General features: G+C 47.1%; 14 protein-coding genes. 4 read left to right on the forward strand and 10 right to left on the reverse strand.

What is annotated here, in order from left to right:
- Positions 1 to 1,192: 1,192 nt before the first annotated feature.
- The 3 genes from BLS44_RS21800 to BLS44_RS21815 all read right to left on the reverse strand — a co-directional run bounded on the left by BLS44_RS21800 (position 1,193) and on the right by BLS44_RS21815 (position 6,801).
- Positions 1,193 to 3,490, reverse strand: a complete 2,298-nt coding sequence (locus BLS44_RS21800; protein ID WP_090392401.1) for a hypothetical protein — start codon at positions 3,488 to 3,490, stop codon at positions 1,193 to 1,195.
- A gap of 172 nt (positions 3,491 to 3,662) precedes the next feature.
- Entirely contained in the window at positions 3,663 to 4,436 is a 774-nt protein-coding gene (locus tag BLS44_RS21805; RefSeq protein ID WP_090392404.1) for a LytR/AlgR family response regulator transcription factor, read from the reverse strand.
- A gap of 565 nt (positions 4,437 to 5,001) precedes the next feature.
- Positions 5,002 to 6,801 carry an ABC transporter ATP-binding protein gene (locus BLS44_RS21815; protein WP_090392406.1) on the reverse strand — a complete coding sequence of 600 codons (1,800 nt, stop codon included), beginning with the start codon at positions 6,799 to 6,801 and terminating at the stop codon, positions 5,002 to 5,004.
- Between the two features lie 133 nt (positions 6,802 to 6,934).
- On the opposite strand from BLS44_RS21815, the gene BLS44_RS21820 reads away from it, so the two are divergent.
- Positions 6,935 to 7,390 carry a DUF6364 family protein gene (locus BLS44_RS21820; RefSeq protein WP_090392409.1) on the forward strand — a complete coding sequence of 152 codons (456 nt, stop codon included), beginning with the start codon at positions 6,935 to 6,937 and terminating at the stop codon, positions 7,388 to 7,390.
- Here the strand turns inward: BLS44_RS21820 and BLS44_RS21825 are convergent.
- The 5 genes from BLS44_RS21825 to BLS44_RS21850 form a co-directional block, all read right to left on the reverse strand.
- A complete protein-coding gene (locus BLS44_RS21825; RefSeq protein WP_090392411.1) occupies positions 7,341 to 8,087 on the reverse strand; it encodes an AAA family ATPase in 747 nt (248 codons plus the stop codon). The two genes, BLS44_RS21820 and BLS44_RS21825, sit on opposite strands and share 50 nt — an antisense overlap.
- A 54-nt stretch (positions 8,088 to 8,141) precedes the next feature.
- On the reverse strand, positions 8,142 to 9,689 hold the full coding sequence (locus BLS44_RS21830) for a YifB family Mg chelatase-like AAA ATPase (protein WP_090392413.1): 1,548 nt from the start codon (positions 9,687 to 9,689) through the stop codon (positions 8,142 to 8,144).
- A 704-nt stretch (positions 9,690 to 10,393) separates the two neighbouring features.
- A complete protein-coding gene (locus tag BLS44_RS21840; protein ID WP_143019883.1) occupies positions 10,394 to 10,699 on the reverse strand; it encodes a hypothetical protein in 306 nt (101 codons plus the stop codon).
- 54 nt (positions 10,700 to 10,753) lie between these two features.
- Positions 10,754 to 11,479 (reverse strand): hypothetical protein, encoded by a 726-nt coding sequence (locus tag BLS44_RS21845; RefSeq protein ID WP_143019884.1) that lies wholly within the window; start codon positions 11,477 to 11,479, stop codon positions 10,754 to 10,756.
- Positions 11,480 to 11,544: 65 nt separating this feature from the next.
- Positions 11,545 to 12,207, reverse strand: a complete 663-nt coding sequence (locus BLS44_RS21850; protein ID WP_090392423.1) for a hypothetical protein — start codon at positions 12,205 to 12,207, stop codon at positions 11,545 to 11,547.
- A 216-nt stretch (positions 12,208 to 12,423) separates the two neighbouring features.
- Between BLS44_RS21850 and BLS44_RS21855 the strand changes: the two genes are divergently transcribed.
- Both BLS44_RS21855 and BLS44_RS21860 read left to right on the forward strand, forming a co-directional pair.
- A complete protein-coding gene (locus BLS44_RS21855) occupies positions 12,424 to 14,364 on the forward strand; it encodes a tetratricopeptide repeat-containing sensor histidine kinase (protein WP_090392425.1) in 1,941 nt (646 codons plus the stop codon).
- A complete protein-coding gene (locus BLS44_RS21860) occupies positions 14,351 to 14,983 on the forward strand; it encodes a response regulator (protein WP_090392427.1) in 633 nt (210 codons plus the stop codon). The genes BLS44_RS21855 and BLS44_RS21860 overlap by 14 nt, the downstream gene beginning before the upstream one ends.
- A gap of 26 nt (positions 14,984 to 15,009) precedes the next feature.
- Here the strand turns inward: BLS44_RS21860 and BLS44_RS21865 are convergent, their stop codons facing one another.
- Positions 15,010 to 15,453, reverse strand: coding sequence for a tail fiber domain-containing protein (locus tag BLS44_RS21865; RefSeq protein WP_176954512.1), 444 nt, complete (start codon positions 15,451 to 15,453; stop codon positions 15,010 to 15,012).
- A 72-nt stretch (positions 15,454 to 15,525) separates the two neighbouring features.
- On the reverse strand, positions 15,526 to 15,846 hold the full coding sequence (locus BLS44_RS21870) for a hypothetical protein (protein ID WP_090392431.1): 321 nt from the start codon (positions 15,844 to 15,846) through the stop codon (positions 15,526 to 15,528).
- A gap of 235 nt (positions 15,847 to 16,081) precedes the next feature.
- Between BLS44_RS21870 and BLS44_RS21875 the strand changes: the two genes are divergently transcribed.
- On the forward strand, positions 16,082 to 16,531 hold the full coding sequence (locus tag BLS44_RS21875) for a GNAT family N-acetyltransferase (protein WP_090392433.1): 450 nt from the start codon (positions 16,082 to 16,084) through the stop codon (positions 16,529 to 16,531).
- Positions 16,532 to 16,554 lie beyond the last annotated feature (23 nt).

A 16,554-nucleotide genomic window follows, 5' to 3' on the forward strand; every position in this document is an offset into this window, starting at 1 on the left:
TAAGCCTTTGAAGGCCCAAAAAGATCGGATCTTTTGGTAGTAGGCAGACGCAGCAACTGATTGCAACAGGAACTTGCAGTAGTCGCAACGCGACGGGGATCATTGGGGGAGGTTTATATTACCGGTGCGCCGCACTTCCATTCTATCTTATGTTCGTTGCAAATAAGCGCAACGCTGCGCCGCAACTTTTACTTTTGACCACTAAATTCGTAAAATCAACCTGACACACATGCGATGTTTCAGGACTGAAACAAACATTGGAGCCATCAGTTTTCAGTTTTCAGCGTCCATTAAACAATATTCAACCGCATTCAACAATGTTCCACCACGTTAAACCAGGAACCTACCTTTAATCTTTGAGGGGGCCCCACACGGATGTGACGTGAAACTTGAAACCTTATCCCGATGGCAATCGGGGAAACAAACACAGGATTCTTTAGTTTTCAACGCCCTTTAAACAGCATTCAACCATATTCAACAGGAAGCCCGCCTGTGAACATTGAATTCCTCCTAAGCATTCGGGGCTCGGAAGAATTTCGGTTTTGTCTGACCCTCATTTTCATATTGCACACCGGTTTCTTGACCAATGTTGCCCAACCTGGTTTAGGACGGTTTAACATTGCGTTTCTTTTATCATTCTCACTCCCGAACGATCGGGATCCACATTTCCACTCCCGTCCCGAAGCTTCGCATGCCCGTCAAGCTAAGCAACGAACCCCAAATGGGGTTATGCCTGTATAGCCGGTGGTGTAACCGCGGGTTGCATTGAACCCCGTCGGGGTTCAACCAGGATCTTGATCATGAAGGTGTATCAAAAGGTTTTTGAAGGCGCTGAGAATCGCGTATTTGACTTCACGCTCCATCACCTTACCGAATAAAAAGAGGCTGTCTCGGACTTTTGAGACAGCCTCATCAAATAAAACCCCTTGCGGGGCTATCATGGTAGCGGCCCCGGGAAAAGCTTCGGTTTGACGGTAAGTTATATATAGAACCTGTACCAATCCTGATCCATTGTTACCTGCAATCACCTACTGGCCAAAATTAACCTGACACATATGCGAAGCTTCGGGATCGGGATTCATATTTCCAAAGCATCATAACTAAAAAAGCTGCCTCTATACAGAGACAGCTTTTTTAGTTTAAATCTTATTCTTTATCCAACAATCCGGAGATTGCTGTTTAAAATATGATCTTATTTACCGTAAGACTCAGCGAACCGAGACAGCGCAGCAACGTTATCCACGTTAACGCCTTTAGCAGCAGCAGCCTTTACGATATCTCCAGGAACAACATATACCTGAACCTGGATCAGCGGTTTGCCTTCAAACCATTTTGCTGATTTACCATTTTTAATACGGATTTCAGGTAACACGTTCCAATTCTGGAAGTCGTTGTGCACACCTATACCGCCAGGACCAGAGTATGATGCATTAACAGGTACTCCGTTAATCCAACCAAACAGGTTATTTTTGTTTGCCCTGTAATAGTTATTGGCAGGTACACCATCTTTCCAGTAAGGAATGCTGTTATTACCCACACCCAGCATAGCATTGAAGTAGTTGTACTCGCCGGTGTAATAGTTACCACCGATCCAGCTATCATCAACAGGGTTGATGGAGTTGTTGGGGTTCACCAGGGTAATAGGACCAAAAGGAACTTTAGTAGCTGTATCGTTCCAGTTTGTACCGGTTCTAATGCTCCAGTTTACTCTGAACACACCGCTTCTCGCGATCGGGCTCTTACCATCGAAAAGGTTGTTGCCTACCACTTCCAAGCTCTGGTCTGCATCAATCCAGTACTTATGAGTATATTCACCAAAGGATTTAGCAGTACGGTTCGCAAAAGTGAACGGACCATTTACTGCATATCCCCACAGGTATCCCTGGTTGAATACATCAAAGCCCTGAACACCACCACCCGGTGCGCTCGTTCCATGCAGCGGATCTGTTAAACCGAATGCAGGCCATGTTTGTGTAGTCATCACTTCACCAGGGCCGTATTTAACACCACCGATGGTATAGCTGTACAGGTAAGGAGTAGCCTCGTACCAACCAGCCTGGGCTCCGTTCGGATAAGTATCATGATGTGCATCTGCATTGTTACCATTATCATCCCCAAATTTATTAGCGGTAGCAAAGATTGTTGCACCCGTCATCGGGTTCACGTAACGGTATTTCAGGAACACTTTACCATCCTGCTTGTATTTTTCCAGCTTGGTTTTTAAACCATCGATTTCATTCAGGTTCAGGTTGGTTTCAGCAGAATACTGTGCATGATACTTACCATCAACGTTGGCTGCATCATCGCTCAAATCATTAACCTGAACGTTTTTAATCCGCCAGAAGTTAATACGATCGCCATCATTAACCTTGCTCAGATCTGTGTTATGGATCGTTGGAGTTGCCTGGGCGCTGGAATATGCAAACGCAGCATAAGTCCAGTATTTGAAACCTTCGCCTGCTTCAGATTTCATACGATCGATATCTACCTGGCTCAGGGTAAACTCCTGGGTGGCAGAAGTCTGCGTATTGTCATAGTTGGTATAACCGGAGAAGTTCTGGGTATAACGGAACTTCATACCCACCTGGGCCCAACCCGGGAAAGGACGAATGATCAGCGGCTGTCCCAATTCGGTTGTGCTCCATCCAAAATCACCTGCATTTTGGGGAACCCTGTTAAAGATACCGGAACCTGGATTGGTTTCAAAGATCATCTCACGGTTATATCCCCAACCATTGTATTTAGAAATACGGTTGCGGTCATCCGCGTTAAAATAGAATTCGCTGGCGCTGATCTCTGCCTTATCGAAAGCAAATGAATGATCTTGCGCATTTTTCCTGTAAACCTGTTTTACATTTTCCAGGCCTCTTGTCAGGTAGAAAGTTTTAGCAGCGTAAGCAGAACCGATCGGGAAGATATTGGTTCCCCAGGTATTGTCCACAGCCTTCGGACCATAGAAAGTCGAAGTCTCTGTATCAAAATAGTAATCCCCTGCGGCACCGGTTCCGGCATTAGGAGCACCTGCACCTGTTAAGAACTGTGTTCCAGGATCACCTTTATCACCTTTGTCGCCTTTAGGACCAGCGGCACCGGGAGCACCAGTGGCTCCAGTAGCACCGGGAGCACCGGTATCACCTTTGTCGCCTTTATCACCTTTATCACCTTTGGCACCGGTTTGGCCAGCTGCACCGGCCATTACTGTACCGGTTCCCCAGCCATTGGTGGCATCTTTAGGACCATAAAGTGTTTTGGTGGATTTTGCAAAATAGAAATCGCCAACAGCGCCATCGCCAGCTGCTGGAGCGTTGTCCCCGGCCCACATTTTGGTGCCATCTTTACCTGCAACACCTTGAGCGCCTGCAGCGCCCTGAGCACCCTGGTCCCCTTTGTCGCCTTTGGGGCCCGCAGCGCCGGTGTCACCTTTCTTACAGGCATCCAAACCTGTAATCAGGGAGGCTAGAACTAGGACGGATAAGAATGTACGTCTCATAAAAGTTTAATTTAATTTTATTTACTAGTTAATGATTAAATAATGCCTACTCTAAAAACTGCTTTTCGGCTTACGCAGGGTTGATTTTTTTATTATCCCACAAGAATACGATGTTCTGTTTTCACATTCACCAACAAAGGACATAAAGTGATTTTTGAAGGACGAAACGATATTAAAAAACAATACGTCCTTCGTTTTTGCGGTTATTGGAGACAATTTTATACAAACGGGTCATGCCAATTTTGCTAAGCGATTTGTTAATTTCATTGCCGTTGCTCAATTTTAACTTACACTCTTTATTAAAAACATCACTATCAAGATATACGATCTTTGAAATGTTAATAATGGTGCTTTTATCGATCCTTACCAGCTCCTTCAGGTGGATCCGCTGGTCGATAAAAGTGATGTTCTCATTCACTGTTTTCTGGGTCCCGTCCTTGAATGTAATTTCGCAGATGTTCCGGTTGGATTCTACAAAAAGGATATCCCGCTGATTCACATACAGCAGGGAACGATTGGCCTTCAGGGTTATAAAATGATCCTCAATAATGTCCTTGGCGTCTTCATGCAACAAACCGATCACCCGGCCCATGGACTTGCGGAGATCATTGGAATTGATCGGCTTCATGATCAGGGAGGTTACGCCTATATCAATAATATTCTGAAGCTGACTTAGCTGGTTGGGGGATGCCGTAACCATGATCTTAACCCTCAATATCTTTTGATTGATCAGGTTTTCAATAATCTCAAATTCCCTGTTCTTCAAAAGTTTAAGGTCGAAGATAAGAATGTCAGGGCGGTGCATAAAGATAGCACCGATGGCTTGTTCCATAGAGGAGCAATATTCCAGGAATTGCAATTGGCTATCGGTTACGCTTTCTATTTTAAATTTCAGCAAATTCCATGAAACCCTATCCTCTTCAACAATCTGAATTTTAAAACTCATAGATAATTACAGCTTGTTTAAATGATTGTTTTTCGCAGTTATGTTTTACAAACGTCAATAATCCCAGAACCATTACCCATAACAGAAAAAAACATATTGGTAGCTGCAATATATATTAACTTTTAAAAAAATATTAACTTTTTCCCATAATTTTTTTTTGACAAGCAACCCTCATAATATATATTACGTTGATAATCAATATATTTGATTGATTATAATTCAATGTTACTTCTTTTGCACATAGACGCTCCCTGTATTGCTCACCGTTCCGGATATCCGGAACCAGGGATCTTCACGGGATCCTGTACGTATCTCAAAGATCGGCACCAATGATACCTTTAAGAAAATACATTGAATAATCATTGGTGCATTCCGTTTGCCGGCAGAAACCCGGCATTGTAATAATCCGGAAAGATCCTTCCCGTATCAGGGACGAGGCCATCAGCAGTCACATTTCAGCGATCAGCAATCAGATTCAGCTACGCAGTGTCCCGGTTTTCAACCACACCCAACCCGCCGGTGCAACCAGAAAACAGGGCCTGACTTGAAACGTCAAACCCGGCGCCTACAGAACGGCTTCTTTTTTACGTTCCCCGATCTGTTGCCGCCACATGGCATAATAAAGTCCTTTTTGCTCCAGCAGCCGTTCATGATTACCCATTTCAACAATTTCGCCCTTTTCCAGCACATAGATCCTGTCTGCATGCAGGATGGTGCTTAACCGGTGAGCGATCAGCACGGTGATCTGGTTTTTCTTTGATGATACCAGTTTGATGGTCCGCGTGATCTCTTCTTCTGTGATCGAATCCAGGGCAGAAGTAGCCTCATCAAAGATCAGGAGATGCGGATGCCGCAGCAATGCACGGGCAATGGCAATGCGCTGCTTTTCCCCGCCACTCAGTTTTAAGCCCCCTTCCCCGATCACGGTATCCAACCCGTTCTCCGCACGTAACAGCAAACCGGTGCAACTCGCCTTTTCCAAAGCATCATTCAGGTCATTGTCTGTCGCCTGTGGATTTACAAATAACAGGTTCTCTTTTATGGTGCCCGCAAAAAGCTGGGTGTCCTGGGTTACAAAACCGATCTGCACCCGCAGCTGGTCAAAATCGATGGAATCCCCGTCTACATGGTCATAAAAAATCCCCCCCTTTGCCGGCCGGTAAAGCCCTACCAGTAATTTTACCAGGGTGCTTTTCCCGGACCCGCTGGGTCCTACAAAAGCGATCGTTTCTCCCTTTTCTACCTCGAACGAAATATCATTTAATGCATTGAAATGCGCCGTCTGATGACGGAATACCACATTCCGGAACTCAAGGGTCTCAATCATCCCGATCTGCCGGGGTTTGACAGGCCGGGGCTCCGCCTTCCGTTGCATCAGCTGATGAAAGTTATTCAGCGATGCTTCTGCTTCCCGGTAGGAAATAATGATATTTCCGATCTCCTGCATGGGACCAAAAATAAAAAACCCATAAAAGGACAGGGACAAATACTGTCCCGGGGAAATGGCATCTTTAAAGATCAGCCAGAGCAGCGTAAACGCTATTACCTGTTGCAGGAAATTTACCATCGTTCCCTGTATAAAACTCAGCGCCCGGATGCTTTTGACCTTTTTTAATTCCAGTCCCAGTATCTTAAATGTATTGTTGTTAAGCCGCTGTACCTCCTGCTCTGTCAGCCCAAGACTTTTTACAATTTCAATATTGCGCAGGCTTTCTGTTGTGGTTCCGGCCAGCGCAGTTGTTTCCTTTACAATATTTTTCTGGATCACTTTGATCCGCCGGCTAAGCAAACTGGTTACATAGGCGATAGCAAAAATACCGACGGCGTAAACCGGCATAATGGACCAATGCAGCTGAAACGCATACACAGCAACAAAGACGACGCTGACAATGATAACAAAAAAAACATTGATGAAACTGGTGATAAATTTTTCTGTATCGGTCCGCACCTTGGTAAGGATCGAAAGGGTTTCCCCGCTCCGCTGATCTTCAAAATCCTGGTACGGAAGCCGCATGGAATGTTTTAGACCATCCGTAAAAATGGTAGCCCCGAACTTCTGGATGATCACATTTACAAAATAGTCCTGGAACGCTTTCGCAATACGGCTTACCATGGCCGTACCGATAAGCAGCATCAGGAAGAACAGCAGCCCCTGGCGGCCATTTCCTCCAAAGAGATACTGGTGCTCCGTACGCGGTATGGTTTTGCCGGCATCAAAATAATGGGGGTTCGTGGCAAAAAGATCCAGCAGCTTTCCGCTGATCAGCGGGGCAAAAAGGGAAAAGACCTGGTTGACCGCAGCAAGGAACAGTGCCAGTGCTACCAGCCATTTATAGGGTTTAATGTATTGCAGAAGAATGCGCATAATAATTTAAAAAATATTTTTTTAGAACAACTTTTTCCGCTTTTTGTTCGATCGTTCGCCGGACCATCGCATAAACACCATTTTAAAATATTCTGACATATGCGTATATTCACTACCTATATGCACATTACCAATGAAAGCTGCATTAAATTTACGATTCGATAAAGATACGATTGAAGCGGCAAAAGAATATGCAAAAAGACGGTATATCAGCCTGTCTCAAATAGTTGAATCCTATCTTAAAAAGTTGCTATGCAAAAGCGGGAGAAAAGAACCGGCCCCAGACAGGTGGACAGGTATACCCGGCCGGCACAAAGGCCTTTCTGATGATGCGTTAACGAATATACCTGGAGGAAGCACCATCACGCGTAACATATATTCAGATGCTCTTGTTATCCCGGACCCTGTCATACAACGGCAGAGCTATATGCAGGCAATGCAATTTTTCCATCTTGTGGAGTCAGCAATTATTAAATATGATACATCAACGGCAACATTTTTAACGCTTGCATTTTTTTGCGAAAAGGGGAAATGCCCTTTTAATTTTTCAGGATCCCCAGTGCGGCCATCATTTGTTCCGGATTATTGAGAAAGGTTTTATAAACGGCATAATGATCCGTTTCTGCGAATGACACCACTTTGGGGCCAGATGATGTAAGTTCAATGATCTTCGCATGGGGATATGCAAGAATAATGGGAGCATGCGTGGCAATGACCAGTTGGCTTTTTGCCTGCACCAATTCATGCATCCGTACTAAAAATGATAATTGCCGCTGGGGCGACAGCGCTGCCTCCGGCTCATCCAGGATATAGAGCCCCTGGCCGTGAAACCGGTGCATAAATAAAGAAAAAAAGGATTCCCCATGGGATTGATGGTGCAACGATTTGTTGCCATAATGCCGTAGCAATCCCGGCTTTTCTGTTTCCAGGTCATCCACATAAGACGCAGCATTATAAAAAGATTCAGCACGCAGAAAGAAGCCGTCCCGGGGCTTTATGCCTCCTCTTCCGATCCGCAAAACATCCGTCAGGGAAGAATGGGTCTTTTTTGTTGCAAAGCTAAAATCCCTGGAGCCTCCTTCGGCATTGAACCCATATTGTACGGCAAGTGCTTCAAGCAAGGTTGACTTGCCGGATCCGTTCTCCCCGATGATAAAGGTTACTTTGGGATGCAGGATCACTTTTTTTAATCGCTGAATGGCGGGAATACAAAACGGATATACAGACGCATCTGTGATATGGCCCTTAACAATTTCAAAATAGTTGATATATTGCTGTTCGATCATTTACGCTTCATAAAACAGTTTTTTTCAAATCTTCACCTCAAATGCTGCAGCGTCCTAACCCGCCCAGCCAGCCCGGTCCAGGCTCCGGTACTGGATCGCTTCTGCAAGATATTCCGGCTTAATATTTTCAGAGCCTTCTATATCAGCAATGGTACGCGACATCTTTATAATACGGTCATAGGCCCTTGCCGAAAGGTTGAGCTTCTCCATTGCCTTTTTCAGGAGTGCCATTCCCACAGCATCGATGATACAAACCTCTGTTAACTGCTTGCTGCTCATTTGAGCGTTACAGTAAATGCCGGGTAGATCCTTAAACCTTTCCAGCTGGGTTTCGCGGGCACGGATCACTTTTTCCCGTATTTCTTCAGAACGCTTTTCGCGATTGCCGGTGGAGAGTTCATTAAAAGGGACCGGGGTCACTTCCACATGCAGATCGATCCGGTCCAGCAATGGCCCCGAGATCTTGTTGAGGTATTTTTGCACTGCACCGGGCGGGCAGGTACATTCTCTGTCCGGGTGATTATGAAACCCGCAGGGACAGGGATTCATAGATGCTACCAACATAAAACTGGCCGGAAAATCGATGGCCATTTTTGCCCGTGAGATAGTTACTCTCCGTTCCTCCATGGGCTGACGCATCACTTCCAGAACCGCCCGCTTAAACTCCGGCAATTCGTCCAGGAATAAAACCCCATTATGAGCCAGTGAAATCTCCCCGGGTTGTGGCGTACCGCCCCCACCCACCAGGGCTACATCGGAAATAGTGTGGTGGGGAGACCGGAAAGGTCTTTTTGAGATCAGCGTGGCATTCTCCGGCAATTTTCCGGCAACAGAATGGATCTTGGTAGTCTCCAGCGCCTCCTGCAGGGTCAGCGGCGGAAGAATAGTGGGCAGGCGGCGGGCAAGCATGGTCTTTCCCGCACCGGGCGGGCCAATCAGCAGTGCATTATGCCCTCCTGCCGCAGCGATCTCCAGTGCCCGCTTAATATGCTCCTGCCCCTTCACATCTGAAAAGTCGATATCAAAATCATATTGTGAGAAAAAAAACTCATCGCGGGTATTAACTGCTACCGGTGTTAGTCCCTGCTCGCCATTTTCAAAAAAAGCAACCACTTCCTGTATATGATCCACCCCGTAGACCGCCAGGTTATTGACCATTCCGGCTTCCCGGGCATTTACCCTGGGTACGATCACCCCTTTAAACCCCTGCTTGCGCGCCTGGATGGCAATCGGCAACGCACCTCTGACAGGGCGCAGGGCCCCGTCCAGGCTCAATTCGCCCATGAGCACATAGCCCTCCAGCGCCGCTGCATTTTTTAGTTGTTCGGTTGCAGCCAGTAACCCGATGGCGATCGGGAGATCAAATGCCGCTCCGCTCTTTTTTATATCCGCAGGCGCCATGTTCACCACAACCTTGGTCCGGGGCATTTCAAATCCATTCGTTTTGATGGTGCTTTCTACCCGCTGCCAGCTTTCCTTAACGGCATTATCCGGCAAGCCAACGATCATAGGGTCTTTACCAGAAGGCATCCAGTTTACTTCTATAATGATGGGGATGGCCTCTACTCCATAAACAGCACTGCCATTGATTTTCACCAGCATGAAATGAAGTTACTGCATTTTATGCAAATTGCCCGGCAAACTGCAATGTACTCAGGGCAAACGCATCTAATTTCAGCATTGTTCAGCTCCGGAGGAGCAGCGTGTTTATAGTAATCTGCTGTTTTATCAACCCCGCCCCCGTAGGAGCCGCGTGTTTGTTGGGCCCGAAATTTTACGCGGCTCCTACAGGAGCCGGGGTTTCCCCTTTAGAGCCTGTTTAAATTTTATTGATGGAATTTATTATGAAGCTATTTTGGAGCGAAACAAGGAAAATTTTGCAGGCATAGCAGGCCACTATGGCGAAAAATTTAACGCAGTTGCAGCCCAAAACAGCCATAATAAAGCCATTGAATGAATTTTAAACAGGCTCTTAATATCTTGCTATAAACACGAGGCACTTACAGTGCGTGAAAATGCTCCTGGTGTGCTCTTTTCACCCAATTTAGATGCGTTTGCCCTGGCAATGTACTTCCGGGCGGCTTTTGGGTAACAGACCAACTGAGGAGCACATGATCCGATGCAGGCCACGACTACCTACTCCGGGATATGCTCCGAAAACCCGGAACCGGTGCCCGTGGTAAGCCCATGAAAGCGGATCACTACCGGGGTCGCAGACCTCCCATGGCCGGATCTGCGGGAAATGACGCCCATCCGGAACAAACCAGATAAATACCAGGGATAAAATGGAACAGAAAACCCGGTGTCTAATACACCTCCCGGTTGGTTTTATATTTGCGCAGCCGTTTTTCGGCCCGTTGCAACTTCCCATAGATCTCATTCTGCTCCTTAGGACTCAGATAATCATCGGCCTTTGCCCGCTCCATCGCTTTCCGGATCACCTCCTGTTCTTCCTGCAGTTTATAATACTCTTTGGGCGTAACCTGTTTCTTTCTGAATGCCGATTGAATCGCAGCTTTCTGCCGCTGCTGCATCTTCTGAAGATCCTGTGCGTTTACCCGGGTGGCTAAGCCCGACAGGAGCAACATCAACCATAATAAGACTCTTTTCATTTTTTTTTGATTTATGGCCCCGTTTTAAGCGGTAAGGGGGCTGCTTATAACGGATCATTTAATAACAACCAGACCCTTTTGCGTAATGGTCATTCCTCTTAAATTCATCCGGTTCTTTTTTAAAAACCGGTGGTATACGGCATCCGAGTCCTGTTGTTGCCGGGCTTTATTCCCTGCTTTCCGTGAGCTTTCGTATGGTTCATTGGCAAAAATGAGATCATATAACAGGTATTCTGCGCCCTCCTGCTTCTTCCGGTTCGTCCACCCATCTGTATTTATTGCAGCAGCCACCTGGTTGCGAACGGCACGGATCTGCCCTGCCGAGGGATCCGGCTGCTTGTTAGCGATCCGCCACATACCCAGTATGTAAGCCGTAAAAGCATCCGCGTAATTGTGCTGCACATCCAAACCCAGGTTTCCCAGGTAGCTCACATACGCAGGAAACGGGTTATCCCTGTTTAGTGCTGTTTCCAGATGCTGACCCGAAACAGCGTTCTTCCGTTTCAGATCATCAATAATGGAGCGCTTTACAGCTGCCGACACCCTGGTGTCCGGATCAAATAAAAAAGCAGGGGTACGCCCCGTATTTTTTGAATTACTGGCATTAAGCCCCCTGTTCCCGTCCAGCCGGCTCTTTTCCCGTTCATACTCGCTCCTGATCCGCTCCCGCTGAAAATCATGCACCGCAATATTGGCGATGGTAGCCGTAAGCATATCCTGGCTTCGGGCATTGCCGGCAAACAGGCTTAACAAGTACAGGATAAAAAAAGCACGTTTCATGATCTTGATTTTGATATACCTCATTTACAAAACCTGCTGATCCAGGTGTTGCTACCAATGCCTCATCAGGGCAGCTCCGATGCTTTAAAATAATCGACCTGCACATTCAGGCCTTTCCCTGCGCCCAATCCCATTAAATCCAATTTAGCATTGTTCCCGGCGGCCATACTATACACTTCCCGGCCATTGATGCTGAAATGATATTGCCCCTGCTTTAGCTCAATCCCAAGTTTATTGAATCCATCCGGTCTGACGATGCTGTTAGTAGTCCAGTCCGCATAGGTTACACCCGGGTTATTCAGGCCATTGGGAAACCCATATACCGTGTAACCGCCCCTCGGGGAAATATAAAAATAATAAGCAGTCCTGGTAGCGCCCGAACCGGATTTACCCCATACAAGGCCTGCCCCGTAACTGTCTGTAGTCTGATTCCGGGCCACTTTTAAAGAAATCTCCACCGCCGTATTTTTTTGCCCCCCGGTAAAAACGCCCTGGGTAAGCGTATTATTCTGCCCGTTACCTGTAGGAGGGGTAACCATGTTATAATAGCCATTACTGATGAAAGTGGTGCCATAGACGTCTGTGCCGGTCCACCAGTATCCGTCATCGCTACTAAAATCGGTCTCATACAATACGGTGTTCTTTTTAGATACATCCTTTTTTTTACAGGATGGCATCCATACAAATAAGGTTAGAACGGCCAGTAACAATTTTTGATAATTCTTCATAAATTTTCCTTTAGCTTTAGACGACAATGATCCTGCTAAAATGATTCAAATACCGGTCACAAACAATCAGCAGAAACCTTCATTTTTTTTATCCATGAAAACCGGTAGATGAAATACGGGTATCCGGGTATTGACCTTATCAACAGGAAATTCGATTTTTGCAGCTCCGGGAAGCATCATTGCGTTGATGCGGTACCAAGATAAATGATCTGAAAAATGGCAGCAACCGTCTCCTATATCAAAAAAAGCAGTTTCCTTTTTGCCATCCTCTGGCATGCTGTAAATCTCTTTGCACAATACGGTTCTGCTGCTGACAGTTTGCTACAGCTGGCCAATCATCAGAAAACAGACACGGCAAAGGCCCGGATCCTTTACCTGGTGGGCGACGAACTATCCGCGACAGATACCGCCAGAGCCTCCCGCTTTATACAACAGGGGCTGCATCTCTCCGGGAACCGGTCCTATTACCAGGGACTCGCTTACTTTTATTGGGGACGGTTGTACATGGATTACGACATACGCAAAGGAGAAGCCTTTTTTGACCAGGCCCTTTCCCTGCTGAGCCGGCATACAACACCTGCTTCCTATAGGTACCAAAGCCGTTCGTGGGCAAATAAGGGAGTCATAGCACAGTACCAAAACGACAACCAAACCTTTATTGATATCGTATTAAACCAATCGATCCCGCTTGCCCTGAAAGCCGGGGACAGCCTGGCTGTTGCGCAGGGTTATACGAACCTTTCGCTGCCGTTTTTAAATTTTGGCAACTTTGAAAAAGCTATTTTGTATGCCGGCAAATCGATCGCTATCTTTCAGCGCAACCAGCCACGGGACCTGCGGCAGGCAGATAACTTTATTAACCTGGCCAAGATCTATTTACAAAAGGAAGATAACATAAAGGCAAGGGCTAACCTGGATAGTGCTCTCAGCATCATCCGGACCCAGCCGGGCTCCCTCTACGACCCATACTATTATACCACCGAAGCCCAATACTATATCAATACCCATCAGCCGGCGCCGGCTATGCAAAATATCGACAAAGGGCTTTCCGTTGCCCGGAAAATAAAGAGCCGCAACGACCTCCGCACGCTGCTTTACCAGAAGGCGCGGTTATTTCAAAGCCAGCACAAAACCCTGGAGGCGCGGGACATCCTGCTGCAGCTATACAGGAACGGCTATATTACAACGGACCTTGACCGGAAACAGATCTATCGCGACCTGGCCACAACCGAGGCCGACCTTCAGCATATGACGGCGGCCTTTGACTGGCTGAGCCAATACGCCGCGCTTTCGGACAGTATGAACGATGTGCAGACGCGGGTCCAGATCGCCAGGCTGGAAGCTAAATTTAATTATGTACAAAAGGAAAATGAGCTGCTGGCCATCAGCAGCAAAGTCAAAACACAACGGATCATCATGTGGGGCAGCATTGGCGGACTCCTGCTGGCGTCGCTGCTCTTTGTATACTTCAGCAGGCTCCGGCGATCAAGGGCCGAACAGCAGGTACGGTCATTAAAGCAGGAACAGGAGATCGCTGTAACGCAGGCGCTGTTACAGGGAGAAGAAAAAGAAAGGGCGCGCATGGCCCGTGACCTCCATGACGGGTTGGGAGGTATGCTCGCCGGTGTAAAAATAAACCTCACCAACGCGCTCCACGATGATCCTTCCAGCGAAATCAACCGGGTCATTATTCAGCTCGACGATTCGGTAACAGAGTTACGACGCATTGCCCGCAACATGATGCCCGAAGCCCTCCTGCGTTCGGGATTACGCACGGCCCTTTCTGATCTCTGTCAATCTTTATCCAACGAGCAGTTACGGGTCGACTTCAGCTTCATGAATATCAGCAACAGCCTGCCCCGGCAGGTGCAGATCATCATTTACCGGATCATACAGGAGCTGCTGGCGAATATTGTAAAGCATTCCGGCGCTTCGGAAGCCTTTGTGCAGTGCAGCCAGGATGGCACCGTTTTTTTTATCACCGTAGAAGACAATGGCAGCGGGATCAACCCGGATGACCATGGAAACCGCCGCGGGATCGGGCTGGATAATATCCGGAGCCGGGTCGACTTTCTCAAAGGCAGCATGGATCTTCACTCCGAACCCGGCAAAGGCACTATTGTAAATATAGAATTAAGGATCCATGATAACCCATAAATTATCCGTACTTGTGGTAGAAGATCATTCCATCATTGCAGAGGGATTAAGCAGTATCCTGCAGGGCAGTGAGGGACTGGAACTAAGAGGCGTTTTTTCAACAGCGGAAGCAGCACTGCTGTTTTTAGGTTCCCAACCGGTAGATGTGCTGTTGCTGGATATCAGCCTTCCCGAAATGTCGGGAATTGAAATGTGCCGCACCGTAAAAAAGCAATACAAAAAAACGAAGATCATTGCACTTACCAATCATACCGAAAAGAGCGTGGTCCAGGAGATGCTGGAAAGCGGAGCCGACGGATACCTGCTGAAGAATACGTCGAGGCAGGACCTCGTTGCCGCTATTTCCCAGGTAATGAACAACCAGTTCATCATGCAGTCAGAAATACAAAAACTCCTGTTCAGCCCCACGCCCGCAGGCAAGGCATTGCCCCGTCTTACCACACGTGAAAAAGAAATACTCCAGCTGGTTGGCCAGGGCGCCACAACCAGTGCCATTGCCCGGCAACTATTTATCAGCCCCCAAACAGTAGAAACCCACCGCAGGAACCTGATGCAGAAATTTGAGGTTAATAACTCCGCCGCGCTGATAAAAAAAGCTACGGAAAAAGGGCTTCTTTAACCTGCGCAGCGGAGCTGTTCCGCCACTTATTTACCTGCTGTTTCCTTTTTCAGCTTCAGCAGTTCTGCCTTCAGCATTTCAATTTCTTCCTGCTGCTGCTTGATGGAGGCAACCAATACCGGTATCAGACCGGATTCATCAATCGTGGATACTTTTGCATCCCGGTAGGCATTTTTGCCAAACATATAGGACACTTTTTTTTCCTTAACAAGGCCGGGAAATACCTTTTTCACATTATCATCCATAAAACCATACTGCGCCCCTTCTGACAGCTTCAGGTATTTATAGTCCTTTGTTTTGTATTCGAATTGCCGGGGCTCAAGCTGTACAATTTTCTGTAGCGGGTTTTCAATTTCGGCCACCCGGGTTTTGAGTTCCTTATCGGTTAAGGTTTGCGCACCGGCAACGGATGCCAGGCTAAAGAAAAGAAACGCACCCAGTGTACGCACAACAATTTTGCGGTTGATCATGATCATCAATTAAATTAAGGGAATAAAAAATAAGAACCCGGGCATCATAACCCGGTAAACATAAAGCGATCTTTAAACTGCTAACCGCGGAGGTGGTGTTGGTATGGGGCTGTGAAGCGGATGAACATAGGGCTGCAGGAAAGCACCGAATATTTTTACAAAAGAGAGCCCCGGGATCGGTTCCACGCAGCCGTTATTGTTAATAAATTCTTTTTCAGGCAGCAGCTCTTTGATTTCGCTGGTCTTTTCCTCCATGCCCGCATCGGCCGCGAGGGCAATATGCTCCTTATTGACAGATTTTTCATACATCAGAACGATGTCCGGAGAAAAAGCTGCAAAAACGATCACCAGCATTAAAAAGCCGGCAAAAATATGTCGGAGCAGACCAGCCATGAATGCAGCAAAGATAGACGAACCGGCTAAAGCATACAAATGGCAGTAAAGGAATTAACCTATAAATGTACCCCCTGCCGATGCGGGCACTGAAGATCAGCCCGGGCAATCATATATGGGAAATAACAAAAGCTGCCTGGCGGGCCGCCTCCCCTTTTATGTACATCGTTTTAAAATGCATTCCCTTCTTTCCATGGTAGGGGCGCCCCAACTAAAAATATCCTAATTTGCGGGCATGGAAATAAAGATACGCAACGCTGTGGCAGCCGACTGCCAGCGGATACTGGAACTGGTAAAGGAACTGGCAGATTATGAAAAAGCCCCGCAGGAAGTTACCGTGTCGCTGGAGCATTTTACAGAAAGCGGCTTTGGCCCCAACCCGGTTTGGTGGGCATTTGTGGCGGAAACCGAAAACGGGATCGTGGCTTTTGCACTTTATTATATCCGCTTCTCAACCTGGAAGGGACAGGCCATGTACCTGGAAGATATTCTTGTAACAGAAAATATGCGCGGCCATAAGATCGGCGCCCGCCTGTTTGACCGGTTATTTGAAGAAGCAAAAGAAAAAGGATTCAAGCGGATCTGCTGGCAGGTGCTCGACTGGAATGCGCCCGCTATCAATTTCTACAAGAAATACAATGCCTCATTTGACGGCGAATGGATCAATTGCGCGGTCTCTGTATAAGCCTGTTTTCAGGAAGTTTCCCT

This window comes from Niabella drilacis (assembly GCF_900101395.1).
GTDB lineage: Bacteria > Bacteroidota > Bacteroidia > Chitinophagales > Chitinophagaceae > Niabella > Niabella drilacis.